At 39.7% G+C, this 23,445-nt stretch carries 5 protein-coding genes; all 5 read right to left on the bottom strand.

What is annotated here, in order from left to right:
- Nucleotides 1-27: 27 nt before the first annotated feature.
- Nucleotides 28-1,140: an IS1249 family transposase gene (locus VCHSUH03_RS09495; protein WP_105094542.1), complete on the bottom strand. Its 1,113-nt coding sequence runs from the start codon at nt 1,138-1,140 to the stop codon at nt 28-30.
- A 448-nt stretch (nt 1,141-1,588) separates the two neighbouring features.
- Nucleotides 1,589-2,389 carry a hypothetical protein gene (locus tag VCHSUH03_RS09490; RefSeq protein ID WP_105094848.1) on the bottom strand — a complete coding sequence of 267 codons (801 nt, stop codon included), beginning with the start codon at nt 2,387-2,389 and terminating at the stop codon, nt 1,589-1,591.
- Between the two features lie 122 nt (nt 2,390-2,511).
- Nucleotides 2,512-13,089 (bottom strand): ESPR-type extended signal peptide-containing protein, encoded by a 10,578-nt coding sequence (locus VCHSUH03_RS09485; protein WP_105094847.1) that lies wholly within the window; start codon nt 13,087-13,089, stop codon nt 2,512-2,514.
- A gap of 760 nt (nt 13,090-13,849) precedes the next feature.
- Entirely contained in the window at nt 13,850-14,638 is a 789-nt protein-coding gene (locus VCHSUH03_RS09480; protein ID WP_105094846.1) for a hypothetical protein, read from the bottom strand.
- Nucleotides 14,639-14,803: 165 nt separating this feature from the next.
- Entirely contained in the window at nt 14,804-23,281 is an 8,478-nt protein-coding gene (locus VCHSUH03_RS09475; protein ID WP_105094845.1) for an ESPR-type extended signal peptide-containing protein, read from the bottom strand.
- Nucleotides 23,282-23,445 lie beyond the last annotated feature (164 nt).

Raw genomic sequence — 23,445 nt, 5'->3', positions numbered from 1 at the left:
GGGTTATAGGACAAAAAGTGTGTGTGACTAATCCCAATAAGTTGGAAAATCTGTAGACATATGTAGCTCATTCCAAACAGGAGCATCACCCCATTGAGGGATTGAACGATCTATTTGGCAATAATCAGATAACCGTTTGTAGATAGCAGCAATCGATTCATCTGTAGGCATACAATTTAATATATCTGAAATAGAAAGCGGTCTTGGTGAGTGCATATAGCACCACCAATAGACCGCTTTTAGTCTTCTTTCAAGTGAAAGGCCCCTATGAGCCCGTAACATACTTCTTAGTTGAGCATTTACTCCACCTTCAATACGATTATTTGTTGTAGGTACTGTAATATCAATGCATTCCAAAAATGTAAATAAAGTTTGTTGCCTAATCAGGCGCCATAATGATGATTCAGCTTTAAGCAAACGCTCATGTGTAGAGCGTTTGTTTCCAAATTCATCAATCGTCATTTCTCGTAAAAAATCAGAATATGTCATGCGCCACGCTGAAAGCTCATTAATCCATATAAAGGCTTGATCCATTGTTTTCACATTAAATAAAGCTTTGGCAAGACTATAAAGGTCCTTCCCAGCTAACGTTTTAGGTCTACTTGTCGTATATCGTCTAACCTGACAAAAAATATGAAATAGGCATCTTTGGTGGCTACTATGAGGCCAAACTTTTCGTAATGCTTTAGGTAAACCATTAGCACCATCAGACACAACGACTTTAGGTTCAACAATCCGTTCCATTAAGCACTGCCAAGCTCTAGCATGCTCATAACGGCAGACATACCAGCCTAGAACATGAGTATCATTGCAACAAATCAACACACATAAATTCCTAGATAAGTAAATTCCATCAAGATATACCACATCATGTACTTCTTCCACTATTGGTGGCAATGGCCATATGGACCAAAATTTAGCGGTTTTACGCCTAAATGTACGACCTTTACCAGGCATATCAGCTTGAATATCGGTACTGAATAACCAATTCAAGAATAGGTTTAACTCTCTACTTAAATTATTAATTTTAACGGTAAATGCCCCCTTACAATGTTTGCAAAACCAACGCTGAGAACCAGATTTTAAAATACCATGTTTAATACATTTTTCATTACAATCAGGACATTTTATTTGTCGCATAAACTCTTCCTCCATATTTGTTTATATATAGGAAGATATAACCTCATTTTAGTTAGCAATTACAAGGGTTAATTGATGTTTTCACCCACACTTTTTGTCCACCCTCAAACTTCTCCAGAAAAAGATTAAACCCTTATAACACTAGTAAATATCTAGTGTTATAAGGGTTTTTACACACACTTTTTGTCCTATAAGCCAATTAACAACTATATAGATATAAAAACAACGCCATCCAATCGGATGGCGTTGTTTAATAAGGATTTGTGTTCCCTAGTCGGGGGTCCAGGGTATAGGGCCCTCATAAACTCAATATAAGGGCCAATGTGTCATTTTAGATATATGTGTATGTAAGGGATACATCATATATCATCAGTATGTATTAGAGATCAACTAAGCCTTTTAACGAGAGAAGAAAAGGCTACAACACCTACATTACTATAGATATCATTTATTGTTGAATCGCACTGCGCAAATCAACTTTGTTGTAGTCATTGCTACCCATTGGTTCGTTGATAGCTTTGCGAAGGTCTACTACGTGCTCATCAGCAGCAGTTGGTTCTTCACTGGCTTTATTTTTAACTGTTTCTTTAGCAGCGAACCAAATTGTTTCGTTCATGTAGTGACGAAGTTCTTCGTTAGATACATGTTCTTGCTCTTGTGCAAGGATATCCAAGATTGCATCTTCTAATGCTTGTGCTTCGTCGTCAGTCATAGGACCGCCTACTTGTTTTTGTTTTTGTACAACTTCGTTAACACGATCTACCATGCCGCGCAATACATTAAATCCATAGCTATTTACAAAGCCATCTTTTTCATTGTATTTAGGCATTTCAAAGTATTCGTATTCATTTTTGTTGCGGTTTTCACCGTTCCAATTTAAAGCTGTTTCAAAGCCATGTACACGACCTAAAGAATGTGTACGGAAGTAATCAGCATAGTTATGTTTATCTTTGGAATGTAACCATTTTTTATCAGCTTTAGTCAATTGTTCATGCTTGTCGCGTTTAGCTTCTGCTAAAGCGATTTTTTGTTCAGCATTTTCCCATGCTTTCACGTAATCATGAAGAGATTGTACTACTTGTGGGCTAGCCACAGGTACCAACACAACATTGCTCAAACCAGGCGCAGATGCAGGGTTAGGCAAGATCAAGTTGTCATCATATGTTGGAGCGCTAGCTGCATGACCAGTAAAGGATGCTGCGCTCAATAAAACTGCTGCTGTGAAAGCAAGCATTGTAGATTTTTTCATATCTATTCCTCTTTCCATAGTCGAATTAATGTGCTGGACGAGGGCCCCCGAAGGAGCCCTTACCAGTTGTATCCATTTACTAAGTGGGTTTTGACACCTAGTTTATTTGAAAGTGTAACTAATTACATACCCATTTTCGCCATCATTGCAGCCATTTGAGCTTTCAATACTTCTACTTCACTTTGTAGACCAGCGTTTTGAGCTTTAATTTGTTCGTTTTCATATTTCAAGTCGGATACTTCACCTTTTAATCCGGCATTTTGAGCTTTCATTGCAGCCATTTCAGTTTGAACTGCATATGCAGAGCTGATAGGGCCTTTACGGTAGCGATCTGCTACAGCTGCTTCAGCATCTCTGTTGCCAACTTTCCAAGTTACACCAGCGTTTGCCATCATGTGGCTAGAGCCGCCAGCCCAAGACAAGCCACCATGGAACATTGTGGATTCGTTTTTGTAATGAGCTACGCCCACTGCAATCGCGGAGTTACCACGGTAGTTACCATAACCAGCCATGATTTGAGTTGGTTCCAATGGATCGTATTGCATAGGTTTCAATGCGGACAATGCTGCACCTTGAGCACCTACACGACCGATTTCTTCGTTCAATTGATCTACACGAGGGTCAACTGCGCCTTTTACAGAAAGGTCATAGTTCAAACCGCCATCAGCAGTTTCAGATTTTTTCAATACTACGGAATGATCATCAGATGTCAATGTAGTACGAGAATCTTTCAATTGTTTAACGTTTACTGCATCTGTATCATTAGTGCCACGTTGAACATTAGTGATTTTGTTACCGCCCATGTTGAGGTTGCCACCAGTGATGTTTACAGTATCTCCACCGAAGGATACTTTCGGACCATTGGAGTTGTTAGAGATGGAAGTGATGTTAGTGAGGTCACCTTTCACGTCGAAGGATACTTTACCGTTCGCATCAGTGTGAGCAGTAGTATTTACGCCGTTAGAGAAGTCTAAACCGTCAGATAACATTACTGTTCTAGCATTGCCACCATTTTCTTTGTAAGTCAATGGAATTTGTTTAGCTGCTTCCTTACCATTGAAGTTAACTTGGTAGTTAGTTGTATGGTTAGTAGCATTTGGTTGAACGTCTACAGTGATTGCTTTGTTGTCACCTGTTACAGTAACTGCTTCACGAGCTGCGTCTTTAACGTCGTTTTTATCTACAGATACTTCGTATGTTGCACCAGCTGCACCGAATGTATCGCCAGCTTTAGGAGCTACTTTAGCGATGTTATTAGCATCAGCTTTAGCTTGTACTTTTTCAGTAGATTTTTTAGCTGCTTCTTGTTGAACGAGTTTCAATTGTTCTTCAGTTGCTGCACGACCTTTAGTTGCGAAGTCAGCGGAATCAAGAGTTTTGTTAGTTAAGCCAGTGATGTCACCAGTTTTACCATCAAGCTTGATTGTGTTGTCGCCAGCTACGTTAACAACTTGGTCACCTTTGAATTCTAATTTGCCATCCCCTTCTTTGTTAGTGATGGAAGTGATTTTGTTCAAATCGCCTTCAACATTAACTTTGTAAGGGTTAGCTTTAGAACCGTCGCCAGTCACTTTAGTGTTTTGACCGTCCACAAGGTTAGTTTTAGCTTCTTTCAATTGACGTACGTTAACTGCATCAGTATCGTTTACACCGTCTTCAACGTTAGTAATTTGTTTATTACCAGCATTGATACCGTCTTTAGTTACGGATGGGCCATTGTTAATTACTAAGCCACCATCAGTGATCTTAGTATCGCCAATTGTTACGGAACCTTTATTAGTAAGGTCTACATTGTTGTTCAATGCATATTCTACTTTAGCACCGTTTTCGTCGCTAGTTTGTTTTACAGTGAGGTTTTTACCGCCGGAGAACTCAACAGTTTTACCATCAGTAATTTTCTTAGCTGCTGTTTCAGAATCAGCAGTAGTATTACCAGAGGATTTAACGTTGAAGCTGTTCATTGTACCAAGGCCAGCACCGCTAATTGTCATTTCGCCATTAGCAGATTTGGATACTGTGATACCGTCAGCACCTTTAACATTTACTTTACCGCCGTTAGCTGGAACATCTGTGCCATTAGCTTGGATTGTCCAGATATCATCAGTGTTAGCGAATGTTTTGTCGCCGTATTTAATGCGGTCTCCATCTTTCTTAATTGTTGTGTAATTATCAGGTGTACCTAAGTGGATTTCCTTAGTTTGGATAGAGTCGATACCTTTGATGTTTTTATTCAAGCGAATGTTCAAAGTATCGTTACCATCAGCAGTTACAGCGATGTTACCTGCAGCAGATTCAAATGTTTTTTCTTGCTCTTCAGTAACGCCTTCACCTTTAACTTTAACTGTGGAGTTAAGTTTATTTTTGTTTACAACGCTTTCGTTGTTACCAGTGAATTTCAAGCCGTCATCAGTAGTAGCAACTTCGTGTTTATTGTTGTTGCTATCTTCGTAAACGATACGAGTCATACCGTTTGTACCGTTTTTACCGTCTACGCCGTCTTGACCGTTAGCACCTTTGAAAGTAAGACCATCTTTACCGTCTTTACCATTCAAGCCGATAGATCCGTCTTTACCGTTGATTACAACAGCAGAACCATCTTTACCGTTTACACCGATCTTACCGTCAACACCTGGTTTACCGTCTTTACCATCATTACCAACTTTGATATCGTCGGACAATGCATAGTTGTAAGTATGGTTACCAGTTACTTTATCAACGATTTGTTCAACAGTTAAGTTTTTACCTGCACCGAAGTTTACAGTTGTGCCAGGTTTTACGATTGTTGCACTGTGATCGCCTACTGTGTTACCAGTAACGTCACCTTTCCAACCGGAGTTGTTGATTGTATCTACTACAGTTTTAACTGTTGCGATACCATTATCACCATCCACGCCTGGTTTGCCGTCAACGCCGTCTTTCACTTTACCAAGTGTTACGTCGTATTTAACAACACCGTTTGCATCAACGGAAGCTTTAGTGTAGTTACCGTCAACGAAGTTCAAGCCTTCGGACAATTTAACTTTTTGTTTAGTACCGTTGTTAGCTGTGTAGTTAAGTTCAGCATCGCCAAGGTTAGTTGCTTTTGCATTTACTGTGTAAATGTTTTGACCATCAGCACCAATTGTTTTATCAACTGTTACGTTGTCACCAGCTTTAACTTCTGTCTTAGCGGATTTCAATTGTTTTACGTTGACTGCATCAGTGTCATTTACGCCAGCTTTCACGTTAGTGATGTTCAAGTCACCAGCATTGATGCCACCTTTAGTAATGGATGGACCATTGTTGATTACTAAACCACCGTCAGTGATCTTAGTATCGCCAATTGTTAAGGAACCGGATGGAGTTAAGTCAACTTCTTTGGACAATTGAACTTTCAACTTGCCATCTACGTTGTTCACGCCGATGTTACCATCAGTCAATTTAGACTTATCTGCACCACCAGTGATATCCAATGTTTGGTTCAATTTCTTAGCGATAACTTTAGTAGAATCAGTTTGGCCATCATCGCCAGCATATTTCATGCCGTCGTCAGTAGTTGCCACTTCGTGTTTATTGTTGTTTTTGTCTTCGTATACGATACGAGTCATGCCGTCTTTGCCGTTTTTACCGTCAACGCCGTCTTGACCGTTAGCGCCTTTAATAGTAAGACCGTCTTTGCCGTCTTTACCATTGAGACCGATGGAACCATCTTTACCATTGATTACAACAGCGGAACCATCTTTACCGTTTACGCCGATTTTACCATCAACACCGTCTTTGCCATCTTTACCGTCGTTACCAACTTTGATGTCATTAGACAATGCATATGTATAAGTTTGTTCACCAGTTGCATTATCGATATTTTGAGTAATTGTCAAATTATCGCCTGCTGCGTAGGATACAGTTTTACCGTTGCCTACTGCTGTTACAGCGTGGTTACCAACTACATTGCCTTTCGCATCTGTGGAGAAGGAGTAACCATCTTTGATTTGATCTGCCAAACCGGACAAATCGATTTTTGCTACTGTACCAGCTTGGTTAGTACCATTGCCATCGTTGTATTTCAATGTAACGGATTTATCTGCTGCATCATAAGAGTAAGATGTGGTAGTTTCACCTGCACGATTAGTTGTAGTAGGTGCAATGTGTAAATCGTTAGCTTTAGAAATACGAGTTACGTCGCCAATGTTAGCTGCGTTATCGATTACATCGCCACCAGATTTAAGGTTAGTGATGTTGTTGCCACCCATGTTCACGTTGCCGCCATCGAATTTAAATTCGTTACCGCCAATTGTGAAAGTAGCATTACCACCATTCTTAATTGTGTTGATGTTGTTCAAATCTTTAGCCAAACCGATGTTGATTTCGCTGTTACCATCAGCACCTTGAGTGATGCTAGTTTTGATGTTAGAGGAATCATATTCGGAATCAGCTTTAGCGCCAGTACCTTTTACAGTTACTTTAGAGCCAAGTTTATTTTTCTTTTCGCCACCGGAGTTAGCGTCGAAGCGTAAACCATCATCTAATGTAGCTACTTCATGTTTGTTGTTAGTTTTATCTTCGTAAACGATACGAGTTACACCGTCAGCACCTTTTTCGCCTTTCATAGTAAGACCATCTTTACCGTCTTTACCATTGAGGCCGATGGAGCCGTCTTTACCGTTGATCACAACGGAAGAACCATCTTTACCATTTACGCCGATTTTACCATCAACGCCGTCTTTACCATCTTTGCCATCGTTACCAATCTTGATATCGTTAGCCAAGTCGAATTCAACTTTAGCACCATCGTTGTTGCTAGTTTGTTTTACAGTCAAGTTTTTGCCTGCCGCCATTTCAACTGTTTTACCATCAGTGATAGTTTTTGCAGTAGTTTCGGAATCAGCAGTTGTATTACCAGTGGATTTCACATTCCATGTGGATTGTGCAGCACCTGGAGCTACATGCAAGTCGTAAGTAACTTGGTTACCGTTTTCAGTTTTGTTAACTGTTACGGAATTATCGTTGGAAGTTACTACTGTACGAGAATCTTTCAACTGTTTAACGTTAACTGCATCAGTATCATTTACACCAGCTTTTACGTTAGTGATATTCAAGTTACCAGCGTTGATACCAGTTTTAAGAACAGATGGACCACCAGAGATAGTTAAGCCACCGTTATTAACAACAGTATCACCAATAGTTAAGGAACCAGATGGAGTCAAGTTTACGTTGTTGTTAAGATCGTATTTAACTACGCCATCAGCAGCTACGGAAGCTGTTGTGTTGGAACCATTAGTGAAGTTCAAACCTTTATCCAATGTAACTTTTTGGTCGTTAGAGCCATTCGCTTTGTATGTCAAAGGAATTTGTTTAGCAGCTTTATCGCCATCGAATGTTACTTGGTAAGTTGTGTTATGGTTTGTTTCATCTTGAACAGGTGTAACAGTGATTGGGTTGTTGCTGTTGTTTGCATTGTTTACAGTCACTGCTTCACGAGCTGCATCTTTAACAGCATTACGGGAAACATTTACTTCGTATTTAGCATTCGCATCACCAGTTTGTTTACCGTCAGCTACAGTGATGTCAGCGATGTTAGTGTCACCTGCAGCAGCAGATTTTTTAACTACGCTTTCAACAGCAGCTTTATCGCCTGTTGGCAAGTTGCTCAAGTCGATCTTAGCTGTTTTGTTCACTGCATTATCATTTCCATCAACATATTCCAATGTAACTGTTTTATCAGCGTTCACTGTGTATGTTTTGTCTTTGATATGAATGTCGTTAGCTTTGGAGATACGGTTAACGTCGCCAATGTTAGCTGCGTTATTGATCACATCGCCACCAGATTTAAGGTTAGTGATGTTGTTGTCGCCCATGTTCACATTGCCGCCATCGAATTTGAATTCGTTGCCGCCGATTGTGAAAGTAGCAGGACCTTCGTTTTTAATAGTCTTGATGTTAGTCAAGTCACCAGCTAAACCGAATTCAACTTTAGCGCCATCGTTGTTGCTAGTTTGTTTAACAGTCAAGTTTTTACCTGCTGCCATTTCAACTGTTTTACCATCAGTGATAGTTTTAGCAGTTGCTTCGGAATCAGCAGTTGTATTACCAGTGGATTTCACATTCCATACGGATTGTGCCGCACCTGGAGCTACATGTAAGTCATAAGTAACTTGGTTGCCGTTTTCAGTTTTGTTAACTGTTACGGAGTTATCGTTGGAAGTTACTACTGTACGAGCATCTTTCAATTGTTTTACGTTAACTGCATCAGTATCATTTACGCCAGCTTTCACATTAGTAATGTTCAAGTTACCAGCGTTGATACCAGTTTTAGTAACGGATGGACCACCTGTAATTGTTAAGCCACCATTATTAAGAATAGTGTCACCAATTTTCAAGGAACCATTTGGTGTTAAATCAACATCATTAGACAATGCATATGTGTAAGTATGTTCACCAGTTGCATTATCAATATTTTGAGCAACAGTTAAGTTTTTACCTGCTGCATAAGAAACAGTTTTACCGTTTGCTACAGGTGTAACAGCGTGGTTACCAACGACATTGCCTTTAGCGTCAGTGGAGAAGGAGTAACCATCTTTGATTTGATCAGCCAAACCGGACAAGTCGATTTTTGCTACTGTACCAGCTTGGTTAGCACCATTACCATCGTTGTATTTCAATGTTACGGATTTGCTTGCTGCATCGTAAGCGTAAGATGTAGTAGTTTCACCTTGACGGTCAGAAGATGTTGGAGCAATGTGCAAGTCATTAGCTTTAGAAATACGAGTTACGTCGCCAATGTTAGCAGCGTTATTCACTACATCGCCACCAGATTTAAGGTTAGTGATGTTTTGATCACCCATGTTGATAGGGCCATTAGTGATATTTATGGAGTTAGGGCCGAATTCCATTTTTGGACCATTTGTAGTGTTGGAAATGGAATTGATATTAACTAAGTCTTTATTCACATCGTATTTAACAACGCCTTCAGCATCTACGGAAGCTGTTGTGTTTCTACCGTTTGTGAAGTTCAAACCTTTATCCAATGTAACCTTTTGTTCATTAGTGCCATTCGCTTTATAAGTCAAAGGAATTTGTTTAGCCGCTTTGTCACCATCGAATGTTACTTGGTATGTAGTGTTATGATTTGCTTCATCTTGTACAGGTGTAACAGTGATAGGGTTGTTGTTATTGTTTGCATTGTTTACAGTAACTGCTTCACGAGCTGCGTCTTTTACGTCGTTACGGGATACGTTTACTTCGTAAGTTGCGCCTGCATCACCGAAGTTTTCACCAGCTTTAGGTGCAACTTTAGCGATGTTTTTGTCGCTAGAACCAGCTACATCTGCTTTAGCTTGTACTTTTTCAGTAGAAGCTGCAGTAGGTTTTACGTTGTTAACATCTACAGTATATACAGTTTTTGTGCTGCCATCTGCATTTTGAATTACATTGCTTGTTACTTTCGCAGCATTTTTACCTTCTACTACAACAGTGCTGTTCAATTTATTTTTAGCGCTGTCGGATAAGTCAGCTACTACATTGCTACCGGATGCAGTTGTTTTAATGTACTCACCATTGTTAGCACCAACTACACCAAAGCTCAAGCCGCCTTGTTTGTTCAATTTTTGTAATTCAGTAGCGCCTGTGTTACCAGTCAAACCAACTGTGTTATTGAACTTGTTATTAACAATGTTCAATTGTTCTTCAGTTGCAGCACGACCTTTTTTAGCGAAATCAGGAGCATCCAAAGTTACGTTAGTTAAACCTGTGATATCACCAGCTTTAGCATTCAAGCTAATGTTGTGATCGCCAGCTACGTTTACAGTTTGGTTGCCACCAAATACAACTTTGCCATCGCCAGCTTTGTTTGTAATGGATGTAATGTCAGTTAAATCACCTTCAACGTCTACTTTGAAAGTTTTAACGCCATTGATTTCACGGTTGCTAACCTTTGTATTCTTACCATTTTCCATATCGATGGATTTTTTAGCAAGATTTTGGATGACTGTTTCGCCACCCTTGTTGATATTGGAAAGATCTTGTTTGGCAATACCTGTAATAACAGCTGTTTCGTTAGGAACGTCTTTGTTGTTACCATCAAGGTAAGTCATTGTTACTTTGCCGTTATTATCAACTGCGTATTCACCAGGTTTGATGTGACGTTCATCAGCACGAACTTGTTTCAATTGGCTAACATTAACTGCATCGTTGTCGTTTACGCCAGCTTTCACATTAGTAATGTTCAAACCACCAGCATTGATGCCAGTTTTAGTAATGGATGGACCACCGTTAATAGTCAAACCATTATCAGTAATGTTAGTGTCACCGATTTTGATAGACCCATCTGGAGTCAAATCGATGTCTTTATTCAATGCAAATTCAACAGCTGCATTACCATTATTATTAGTTTGTTTAATGGTCATGTTTTTGCCGGCTTGCATTTCCACAGTTTTGCCGTCACGGATTTCTTGAACGCCAGCAGAACCTTGTGCCACTTTACCTTCTGTAGCAGTAGATTTCACGTTGAAAGAGCTCATGTCGCCAGTTTTCAAACCGCTCAAGTCGATAACTGCTTTAGGGCCGTTAACAGTTTTACCATTACCATCTTGGTAAGTTAAGGTAACCTTTTTATTACCGTCTACAGTGTACTCAGCTACGTTATTGTTAGTACCTGCTGTAGGTGCTATGTGTAAATCATTAGCTTTGGAGATACGAGTTACGTCACCAATGTTAGCAGCGTTGTTGACTACATCGCCACCAGATTTTAGGTTAGTGATGTTATTATCACCAAGATCTAGGTTACCGCCAGTGATGCTGATGTTGTTACCACCAAAGTGCATTGTAGGACCACCATTGTTAGTGATGGATGTAATTTCTTTAAGATCCTTATTCAAGGAATATGTATATGTTTGTTGGCCAAGAGATGTTTCAATATCTTGCTTAACTGTTAAGTTCTTACCAGCTGCGTAGTTAACTGTAGTGCCGCTTTGAACTTTTGTAGGTGTTGCTTCACCGTCAAGTTTACCACCGTTAGCTGTAGCATTTGTTAAGAAGTCATATTTAGCAGCTGTATCAGCAGCGTTGATTGTGTAAGTAGTTTTACCGTTTACAGTTACTTCATCAACCTTAACGTTTTTACCAGCTTTCACCATGCCAGTGTCATCAAATTTCAAAGTTAATTTGGAATCCTTAGCACCATCATCGCTAGCAGCTACAGATACACGACCTTCACCACGAACATTTAATTTACCGCCGTCAGTCAAGAAGTCGCTAGAACCAGTGTTACCAGTTACAGCAACGCCAACGTTTTTCAATTGAGCCACGTTAACAGCGTCAGTGTCTGCAGTACCTGCAGCAAGACCAGTCAATTGACGAGTCAATGTTTTGCCATTACCGATGGATACAGCAGCTGTAGTAGCCGTTTGTACATTACCTTGTAAGTTAGTATATTTACGAGTATGTAAATCAGATGGGTTGTAACCTACTACACCTTTATCTGTTGTTGTAACAGAGGATGCACCAAGAGCTACACCTTCTGCAATATTAGCATTCGTTTCATCACCTAGAGCTGTTGCTCTAGTCACATTTGCTTTAGCAATATGACCTACTGCAACGCCATATTGACCATTTGCACGAGTACCAGCACCTAATGCTACACCAGATTCACCTTCAGTTTGAGATTGCATACCGATAGCAATAGAGTTTACACCTTTAGCAATTACTTTAGGAGAACCTTCACCACTTTGACCGATAGCGATAGCATTGTTACCAATAGCCTCTGCACGAGCACCGATTACAGTAGCACCAGAACCAGTTGCCTTAGTTTCACGACCGATAGCAATCGTATCTAATTCTGTTGCTGTGTTATCACGACCGATAGCGATTTGAGAATTTTCATGATTTCTACGTACATCACCACGATTACCATCTGCAGAATCAGTCAAGTTATTTTTACCGATGGAGATACCACCCATTGTTTTAGCATTATTAGATTGACCAATCGTAATAGTATCTGCTACATGGGATGTATTTTCAGAACCAATCGCAACGGAGTTTTGACCTAATGCATTTTCTTTGTAACCAGCGGCAAAAGATCCAGGACCAGCAGAATTGGAATATACACCCATAGCAGCAGATTCTCTACCAGTTGCACTAGAATAGTTACCAACTACTGTAGAGTATGCACCGGCATTTTTAGGTGCTGTTTGCCAAGTACCTTTTGTGTAGTCAACGTTGTTATAGGAACCGATTGCAATGGCACTTTGTGCATTGGCATTGCTTACGTTACCAATAGCTACCGTTGCCGCACCGGCTGCTCTGTTGCCAGCACCAATAGCAGTGGAAGCACCGCCGCTAGATTCGTTTTGATTACCAACAGCTAAACCAGAATTACCATAAGCTTGGTTATTTGCACCAAGAGCCGTAGTACCATCGTTGTCATCAGTTGTATTTTGGTAACCTACAACGATAGAGTTAACACCAACACTGTTAGCAGGTTTAGCATTAGCCGCGATATTGATTCGGCTACCATCTGTATTAATACTGCCATTATCTGCAGTTCTTGGATTTGCACTGTTATATGCATCTACAGGAGTACCTGCTACTGCACCACCAACAAGTGCCAAGCCAGCTAATACGCTAGCCAAAACTTTTTTCTTGCCGTTATTATTTTTAGCAGTTTCAGGTACTACTACGTAGCAGCCTTTAGATTTGCTATAAACGACTTTAAAAACCTTATTCATAGAAACTATGAACCCCTTTCTCTCTTATAAAGAAAACACTAAATGCCTTATATACATTTTTTGTTTCATGAATTGTTTATGACACACGTTCACATACTATTCATTAAGATATTAATATGATAACAATTTATAAACTAATTGTAAATAGAAATTCCTAAAATAATTAAAATAAATTTTATATTTCTAAACAAGATAAATCGAGTTTTCTAGATATGTGGAAATATCTCCACATCAGCATATAATAAGGGTTTATATTGTAATTGTATTATATATAATATAATACATTATATATATAAGAGTATAAAACAGATCATATCAGTTTATATTTACATTATATTTGTATATCTTACACAAGTTTATCTTCATCTAAAATATATAAACTTTCTAAATTAGATGAAGATAAAGCATAGTAATAAAGCGTTTCTTCATAAATGCACAGAAAAAGGTAGTTAATATAAGCAGTCTATTATTTTATAATTGTTTATATTTGTACAGCTATTGAGCCTTAAGTAAGGACAACAATACATAAACGCAAAAAAACAACGCCATCCTTTCGGATGGCGTTGTTTTGCATAAGGATTTGTGCCCTAGTCAGGGTCCAGGGTACATCAGGCCCTCAACCAATCGCCGTATGAGGGCCTGATGTAGTTGTTCATTATATACACTGTGCGTCACACATCATTTCCTAATTCATTGTATATCGTTTATGCCGAGCTACTAGTGATCTAATGATTTATATGTAAAATTTACAACGACCTTATTATTGAATCGCAGCACGCAAGTCTACTTTTTTAGTTTCTTGGTTAGCTGGACGATTAATCGCTTCGCGAAGGTCTACAGTGTGTTCGTCTTGAACAGTAGGTTCTTCACTTGCTTTGTTTTTAACTGTTTGTTTAGCTGCGAACCAAACTGTTTCGTTCATGTAATGACGAAGTTCTTCGTTAGAAACGTTTTCTTGGTCTTTAGCCATTACATCCAAAATAGAATCTTCTAATGCTTTTGCTTCGTCGTCAGTCATAGGACCGCCAACTTCTTTTTGTTTTTGGATGATTTCGTTAATACGATCTACCATGCCACGCAATACATTGTAACCATAGCTATTAGTGAAGCCATCTTTTTCATTGTATTTAGGCATTTCGAAATATTCGTATTCGTTTTTATTACGGTTTTCACCATTCCAGTTCAAGAACACTTCTTGACCATGTACACGACCGATGGAATGTGTACGGAAGTAGTCAGCATAGTTGTGTTTGTCATAGGAATGTAACCAGATTTTTTCAGCTTTTGTCATACGTTCATGGTTATCGTATTTCACTTTAGCTTTTGCGATATTGATTTCCGCATTTTGCCAAGCTTTCACATAGTCATGAACAGCAGACACTGTTTGTGGACTAGCCACTGGAACCAATACTACATTGCCCAATGCAGGCGCAGATACTGGGTTACGTAAAATTAGGTTATCGTCATATGTTGGAGCGGATTGTGCACCTACAACGCCTGTAGAAATAACAAGAGCCGCTGCACAAGCAAGTAATGTAGATTTTTTCATTCTATATTCCTCTTTTCTATCGTTAGATTATGGTGAAAGTATCTCTCACGCGTTAACACGTTCATATTTAAAAGCACTGTATTTATAAACAGTAGGGAGAGGCAAGCGCTACGCTAGGTAGCGCATACCTTCCTTTGCTCATTCAGTTCTTACACTCACAAATGATTACATACCAAGTTTTGCCATCATAGCAGCAATTTGAGCTTTCATTTGTTCGTTTTCAGCTTTCAAATCAGATACTTCTGTTTTTAATCCAGCGTTTTGTGCTTTAACGGAAGCCATTTCTTGTTGCATTGCATAAGCAGAGCTGATAGGGCCTTTGCGGTAACGATCTGCTACAGCAGCTTCGCTATCACGGTTGCCAACTTTCCAAGTTACACCAGCGTTTGCCATCATGTGACGGGAACCACCTGCCCAAGCTAAGCCAGCATGCATCATTGTGGACTCGTTTTTGTAATGAGCAACGCCCATTGCAATAGCGGAGTTACCACGGTAGTTACCATAACCAGCCATAATTTGAGTTGGTTCTAATGGATCGTATTGGATAGGTTTCAATGCTGCAAGAGCTGCGCCTTGTGCACCTACACGACCGATTTCATCAGTTAACTCATCGAAACGAGGGCTTGCACCAGTAGACAAGTCGTATACTTTAGCGCCATCAGCACTTTCAGATTCACGAACACCTACGGAACCATCAGTAGATTTAACGATTGTGCGGGAATCTTTCAATTGTTTCAAGTTAACTGCATCTGTATCGTTAGTACCTTTACCAAGGTTAGTAATTTTGTTACCACCCATGTTGAGGTTACCACCAGTTACAGCAAGATCACCAGCGTTGAAGTTCAATGCAGGACCACTTTCACTGTTTCTGATAGAGTTGATACCTTTAAGGTCTTTGTTCAATTTAACAGTTAATGTATCGTTACCATCAGCTACTACGTTGATGTTACCAGCAGCGGATTGGAATGCAGCGGATTGAGCTTCAGTTACGCCTTCGCCTTGAACTTTAACAAGCGTATTCAACGCATGTTTATTTTCAGTGCTAGTGTTGTTACCTGTGAATTTCAAGCCATCGTCCATAGTTGCCACTTCACGTACGATATCTTTGCCGTCAGCACCTTTAATAGGGTTGCCGTCTTTATCTTGTGGAGTGTAAATGATACGTTGAGATTTATCAGTGCCAGCTTCTGGGTTCACTAATGTTTGTTTACCATCGTTTGTGGAGATATCAACAGATTTACCGTTGCTACCGTCAGCACCTTTAGGACCAGTCAAGCCAATGTGACCTACGCCGTCTTTACCAGCGATGGATACAGCGTCTTTACCGTCTTTACCGATGGAAACTTTACCGTCAACACCGTTAGCACCGTCTTTACCGGAGATGGATACACCATCTTTACCAGCTACGCCATCTTTACCAGGAACGCCAATGGAGTTCAAGCCGTTAAGATCTTTATCAAGACCGATTACAACTTTACCATCTTTAGTCATAGTTTTGATGTTGGAACCGCTGTAGTTGTCATCAGCTTTAGTACCTTCGCCAACGATTTCAAGTTTTTCACCCAAGTTTTTATGGATTTCACTATTAGGACCAGTAGATTGTGTACCGAAGTTCATACCTTTATTGCCGATTGCATCAGCAGCATTTTTAAGGTCAGATACATTTACAGCACCGTTCTTAGTATTGTTGTCACCAGCAGCGGCATCAATCTTATCTAAGAATGTATTACCAGCTTTATCTGCGATGGAGGAACCAACATTGTTCAACTTAGTAGGAGCTGTAGTAGAGTCACCTGCACTATTCATGGAAGCGATTACATCACCAGCATTTACAACAGTGCCAGAACCATCTTTAGCTGTGTTGAAAGTACCATCTGGTTGTTTGTAAACTTTAGTGCCATCTTGTTTAGTGTATACCACTGGAAGTTGAGCGTTGTTTACAACACCTTGGTTATTGATCTTGATGTCATATGCATGACCTTTAGTAGGATCAGTGTTAGTGTCTGTTACGGAGATAGTGTTATCAGAAGATTTAACAGTTGTAGCGTTATCTTTCAATTGTTTAACATTTACTGCATCTGTATCGTCTTCACCAGCTTTAACGCCTGTGATTTTCTTATCGCCAGCATTAATGCCATCTTTCTTAACAGATGGACCACCAGTGATAGTCAAGCCATCGTTGTTAACTGTAGTATCACCAATTTTTACGGAACCGTCTTTAGTAAGATCAAGGTCTTTAGACAATTGAACTTTCAATTTACCATTGTCGTTATTCACGCCAATGTTGTTTTCAGTCAATTTAGCTTTATCAGCGCCACCAACGATATCTACTACGTTGTTAAGATGTTTCTTAATAACTTTAGTTGGATCAGTTTGACCGTCGTCACCAGCGAACTTCATGCCATCATCATGAGTTGCTACTTGATGTTCGTTACCGTCTTTGTCTTGGTATACGATACGAGTCAAAGTTTCACCAGGTTGGCCGTCAACGCCTGGAACACCATCTTTTACAGTGATGTCAGCAGTTGCATTTTTACCATCTTTACCAGCAGGGCCAGTCAAACCAATGTGACCTACGCCATCTTTACCGGAGATAGAAACTGCGTCTTTACCGTCTTTACCAGAGATACCAACTTTACCGTTGTTACCATCCGTACCAGCTGCGCCTTGAGGACCAGTAATAGTTACGCCGTCTTTACCAGGTTGACCATCTTTACCATTAACAACTACTTTATCAAGGTTAGTTAATTCTTTATCCAATGCATAAGTGTAAGTATGGCTACCATCAGTACCGATTTCTTGTTTTACAGTCAAGTTTTTGCCTGCGCCGAAGTTTACAGTTTTGCCGCTTGCTACTTCAGTTTCTGTAGAAGTACCGTCAACGTTACCAGCTGCATTAGTTTTGAAGCTGTAAGCTGCTGCAGGAGCTGGGATGTTCAAGTCGGAGAAGTCGATAACTGCTTTAGTATCAGTTACAGCTTTACCATTGCCATCGTTGTATGTCAATGTAACTTTTTTAGTAGCTGCATCGTATTTGTATACGTTTTCAGTACCGTCTACTACACCGCCTTTAGCTTCAGTGCTACCAGCTTTAACTGCTGTAGGAGCGATGTGAAGCTCTTTACCGATAATAGCATCGGATGTAGATTTAAGGTCTTTAACGTTTACTGCTGCATTTGGAGTTGCAGTAGCTGCATTATCAAGTTTAGTTAAGAATGTATCACCAGTAGCTGTACCAGTTTTATCGATAGCAGAACCAACGTTGTTGATGATTGTGTTACCACCAGTTGTGTTACCATTAGAATCTTCGAAAGATACGATAACATCATTTGCAGGAACAGCAGTGCCTGTACCATCTGGTTTTGTATTGTATGTAACAGCATTTGTTGTAGGATCTACAATTTTGTATACTTTAGTGCCATCAGCTTTAGTGTAAACAGCTGGAGTTACAGCATTTACAGTGTAAGTTTTTTGGCCTGTAGTAGCATCAGATGCTTCAGTTACGTTAACGTTTTCGCCGCCTTTAACAATGGAACCAAGACCAGTGATTACTTTCTTACCTGCATCAGTGATGTTGGAAAGATCTTGGTTAGCAATACCAGTAAGCTCTACTTTATCATTTGGTACATCTTGACCTTTACCGTCAACGTAAGTCATTGTTACGTTGCCTTTATTGTCTACAGCATAGCTACCTGGTTTGATGTGTTTTTCATCTTCAAGAGTAGCTACTTCATGAACTTTAGTATCACCGTCTTTAGTGTATGTAATACGGTCGCCATCGTTCTTGATTGTTGTAGTTTTACCAGTTGGATCTTGTAAGCCGATTTCTTTAGTTGTTACTTTTTCAGTAGTTACGCTTGTAAGATCTTTAAGTTCTTTATCAAGAGCGTATGCAACTTCTGTATTACCGTTACCGTCGTTAGTTTGTTTAACAGTTAAGTTTTTACCAGCTTGCATTGTAACGGATTTACCGTCTGCAATGTTTTGATCTGTGTCACCAGAATGTGTACCTTCTGTAGCAGAAACTGCACCAGATTTCAAGTTCCAAGTAGATGCTGTGCCAGCAGCTGCATTTACATGCAAGTCATATGTTACTTGATCGCCATTTTCTGTTTTGTTGATTGTTACAGAATTATCTTTAGAAGTAACAACTGTACGAGCTGCTTTCAATTGATCGTAGTTAACAGCGTCTGTACCATCAGTAGCAGGAGCTAGGTTAGTAATTTTCTTACTACCAGCATCAATACCAGTTTTAGTAACAGATGGACCACCAGTGATAGTTAAACCACCATTGTTCATTACTGTATCGCCAATTGTTAAGGAACCACCGTTAGTCAAATCAACGTCTTTGTTCAAGTCGTATTTAACTACGCCATCAGCAGCTACGGAAGCTGTTGTGTTGGAACCGTTAGTGAAGTTCAAACCTTTGTCCAATTTAACTGTTTGGTCACCAGTACCATTAGCTTTGTATGTCAAAGGAATTTGTTTAGCTGCCTTATCACCATCGAATTTCACTTCGTATGTAGTGTTATGGTTTGCATCATCTTTCACAGGGTTAACAGTGATAGGATTGTCTGCATCAGCTGTGTAGTTACCACCAGTAGTTGTACCACCGTTGTTAACTGTTACTGCTTCACGTGCTGCATCTTTAACTGCATTACGGGAAACATTAACTTCGTATTGAGCATCTGGATCATTAGTATTTTTACCACCAGCTACTGTAACGTCAGCAATGTTAGTGTCGCCAGCTGCATCAGCTTTTTTAACTACACTTTCAGTAGAGGAAGCACCACCAGGAGTAGCAGTATTAGTTACACTAATTTTGAAATCTGTGTTATCGCCAACAGTTGTTGGAGTTACAGTTACATTAGTGGAACCAGAGGATACTGTATATGTTTTATTTAATTTAGTTTTAGCGTCATCGGACAAATCAGCTACTACATCTGTACCAGAAGCAGTTGTTTTGATGTATTGACCGTTGTTAGCACCAACTACACCGAAGCTTAAACCACCAGTTTGGCTCAATTTTTGAGTATCTGTGTTGCCAGTGTTACCAGCTAATTTAACTGTGTTGTTGAAGCCATCGCTTACTTTTTTCAATTGGTCTTCAGTTGCTGCACGACCAGAAACAAACGTTGGGTTAGTAATATCCCAATCTTTGTTTTGTAAGCCAGTTACATAGCCACCTTTACCATCTAAGGAAATAGGGTTGTCGCCTTCAACTTTTACAACTTGATCACCAGCGAAGGAGATTTTACCAGAACCGTTACCATTTGTAATGGAAGAGATATCTGTTAAGTCACCTTCTACATTTACTTTGTAAGGAGTAGCTGCTGTACCATCACCTGTTACAGTAGTGTTTTTACCAGCTTCAACTTTAGAAGGATCAGTGTTACCAGTAGCACCAGTGGAGCTTACTGTGTAGATATCTTGACCTTCAGCACCTTGAGATTTAGCTACAGTTACGCCTGCACCAGCTTTAACTTCTGTCTTAGCAGCTTTTAATTGTTTTACGTTAACTGCATCAGTATCATCTGTACCAGGAGCTACATTAGTGATTTTGCTACCACCCATGTTAAGTGGACCGCCAGTAATGTTGATGGAGTTGCCACCAATTGTCATTTTAGGACCACCGTCAGCATTGGAAATGGATGTAATACCTTTCAAGTCACCTTCTACATTAACTTTGTAAGGAGTAGCTGTGGAGCCATCACCTTCAACGGTAGTATTTTTACCATCTACAAGTTTAGTTTTAGCGTCTTTTAATTGTTTTACGTTAACTGCATCAGTATCGTTTTCACCAGCTTTTACATTAGTAATGTTTTTATTACCAGCGTCGATACCAGTTTTAGTAACAGATGGGCCACCAGTGATAGTCATACCATCTTTGTTGATTACAGTATCACCAATTGTTAAGGAACCATCATTAGTTAAATCAACATCTTTATCCAATGCGAATTCAACAGAAGCGCCGTTAGCTGTGTCTGCTTGTTTTACAGTTAAGTTTTTACCTGCTTGCATTTCTACAGTTTTAGCATCAGAAATGTTTGTTGCAGTTGTAATACCGTTGTTTTTACCGTCTGTAGCAGAGGATTTAATGTTCCAGCTAGAAGCTGTGCCACCAGTAGCAGTTGCATTTACAGTGTAGATATCATGGCCATCTGTACCTTGAGTTTTATCTACAGTTACGTTAGTACCAGCTTTAACTTCAGTTCTTAAACCTTTAATTTGGCTGTAGTTAACTGCATCAGTATCATCTGTACCAGGAGCTACATTAGTGATTTTGCTACCACCCATGTTAAGTGGGCCACCAGTGATGTTGATGGAGTTGCCACCAATTGTCATTTTAGGACCACCGTCAGCATTGGAAATGGATGTAATACCTTTCAAGTCGCCTTCCACATTTACTTTATAAGGAGTAGCTGTGGATCCATCACCTTCAACGGTAGTATTTTTGCCATCTACAAGTTTAGTTTTAGCGTCTTTTAATTGTTTTACGTTAACTGCATCAGTATCGTTTACACCAGCTTTTACATTAGTAATGTTTTTATTACCAGCATCGATACCAGTTTTTGTAACAGATGGACCACCAGTGATTGTTAAGCCATCGTTGTTAACTTTAGTATCACCAATTGTTAAGGAACCATCTTTAGTCAAATCAACGTCCTTGTTCAAGGAGTATGTGAATTGTTTACCAGCTTGGTCTAATACGATGTTTTTACCAGCGCTGAAAGTAACAGTGTCACCAGGGCTTACTTTTTCAGAAGTAGTGCCGTTTGTAGTACCACCATTGTTAGCGGAAGTTACTTTCCAACCAGAGTTGTTGATCGCTTGAGTTACATTGTCAGTAGTAGCAATGCCGTTTGTAGTAGGAGCTACTGCTTTACCATCAGCATTAGTAGTAATATTTTCACCTACTTTAGCAGTGATTTTTACACCATTTGCATCAGCAGATGTGGAGATGAATTTGTCATCACCTTTAACATTCAATGTACCGTCTTTCAACAATACGTCGCTATTACCAGTGTCACCAGCATATTTTAAATTAACGTTTTTCAATTGAGCTACGTTAACTGCATCAGTGTCAGCAGTACCTGCTGCAACACCAGTGATTTGACGAGTTGCAGTTGTACCATTACCTACGGAAACGGCAGCTAATGTAGATGTACCAATTGCACCAGCTTGATCACTATATTTATTAGTACGGCTATCCGCTGGGTTGTAACCTTTTATACCTTTATCTGTAGTTGTTACAGAATCAGAACCTAGAGCAACACCGCCAGCGATAGATGCAGTAGCACTATGGCCGATTGCAGTAGCATCTTTAGCACTTACAGTTGTAGCCCAACCAATACCAGTACCGCCTGCAGCAGTTACAGTAGATTTACGGCCTACAGCAGTAGAACCATCTGCTTCAGTAGAACCATCACCAGCACTTGCACCAGGACCGAATGCAGTAGCGCCTAAACCATTAGCAACAGCTTGTGTACCGAATGCAGCACTGGAGGTACCAATAGATTTAGCGTAACTACCTACAGCTGTACCATTATTACCAGTTGCTTCAGTTTTAACACCGATTGCAATTGTGTTATTATTGTCAGCTTTTACTTCTTGACCGATTGCAATCATACCAGATGCACTTTTAGCTTTACCATCTGCTTGAGCACCGTTACCAATAGCTAGAGCAAAGACATTATTTACTTGACCTGTTGCAGGGTTTACAGTATCGTTACCACGTGCAATTGTTTGTAAATATTTACCAGCGTCACTCGCTACACTACCGATAGCAATTGTTTTACCCGTACCAGCAATTACTTTAGTACCAATACCAATACTATCTTCGCCTGTAGTAGTATTTTCACTACCAACTGCTACGTTACGTTCACCGTTAGTAACGTTGGAAAAACCACCAGCAAAGGAACCTGCTCTATTAACTGTGTTTGTACGACCAATTACAGTTGCTTGGTTAGCATTAGTTGCAATTGTATTACTAGAACCAACCGCTGTTGCTTGTTCGCCATCTACATTATTATTAACACCAAGTGCTACAGCAACATTCTTTTTAGCTTTATTTACATAACCTACTGCTACAGAACTAGAACCTGTTGCTTCAGCTTGACGACCGATTGCCAGAGCAGCGCCTTCAGTAGCGTTTGCACCAGAACCGATTGCGATAGAACGGTCACCAGATGCTGTACTGGAATTACCCATTGCTACAGATGCTTCACCAGATGCTGTATTGCCAACACCGATAGCGCTTGCAGATTTATTAGTTGCTTGGTTTTGGTTACCAACTGCTAAAGAGGACTCTCTATTAGCTACGTTATTAGCACCATAAATAATTTTGCCATTCTCACTATTAGCATATGTACCAGATGCATTATTTTGATAACCAACAACTACAGAGTTTTTAGTTGTAGTGTTACTACCATTTAATGTACCGTCTGGCGTAATATTAATAGCACTACCACCTAATGCAGTACCAGCTTGTACAGGTGTACCTGCTGTAGCAGCTACCATAGCTAAACCAGCTAATACGCTAGCAAGAGCTTTTTTCTTACCACCATTGTTTTTTGCAACTTCGGAAACTACTACGTAGCACTCTTTAGTTTTGCTCCAAACAACTTTAAAGATTTTATTCATATTACTATGAACCCCTTTCTTAACTAGACACAATTACAATCCTTATAATTAAATCATTTAAATACAAAAGAACGAAAAGCCTAAATTTCCCATACCTTTACGCCTTTCTGAGCATCTTTCATATTTCTTTCATTTTGTGTCATGAACAGAATATCATATATCGA

It is taken from the genome of Veillonella infantium, assembly GCF_002959895.1.
GTDB lineage: Bacteria > Bacillota > Negativicutes > Veillonellales > Veillonellaceae > Veillonella > Veillonella infantium.
This window is presented reverse-complemented; position numbering and strand designations above follow the sequence as displayed.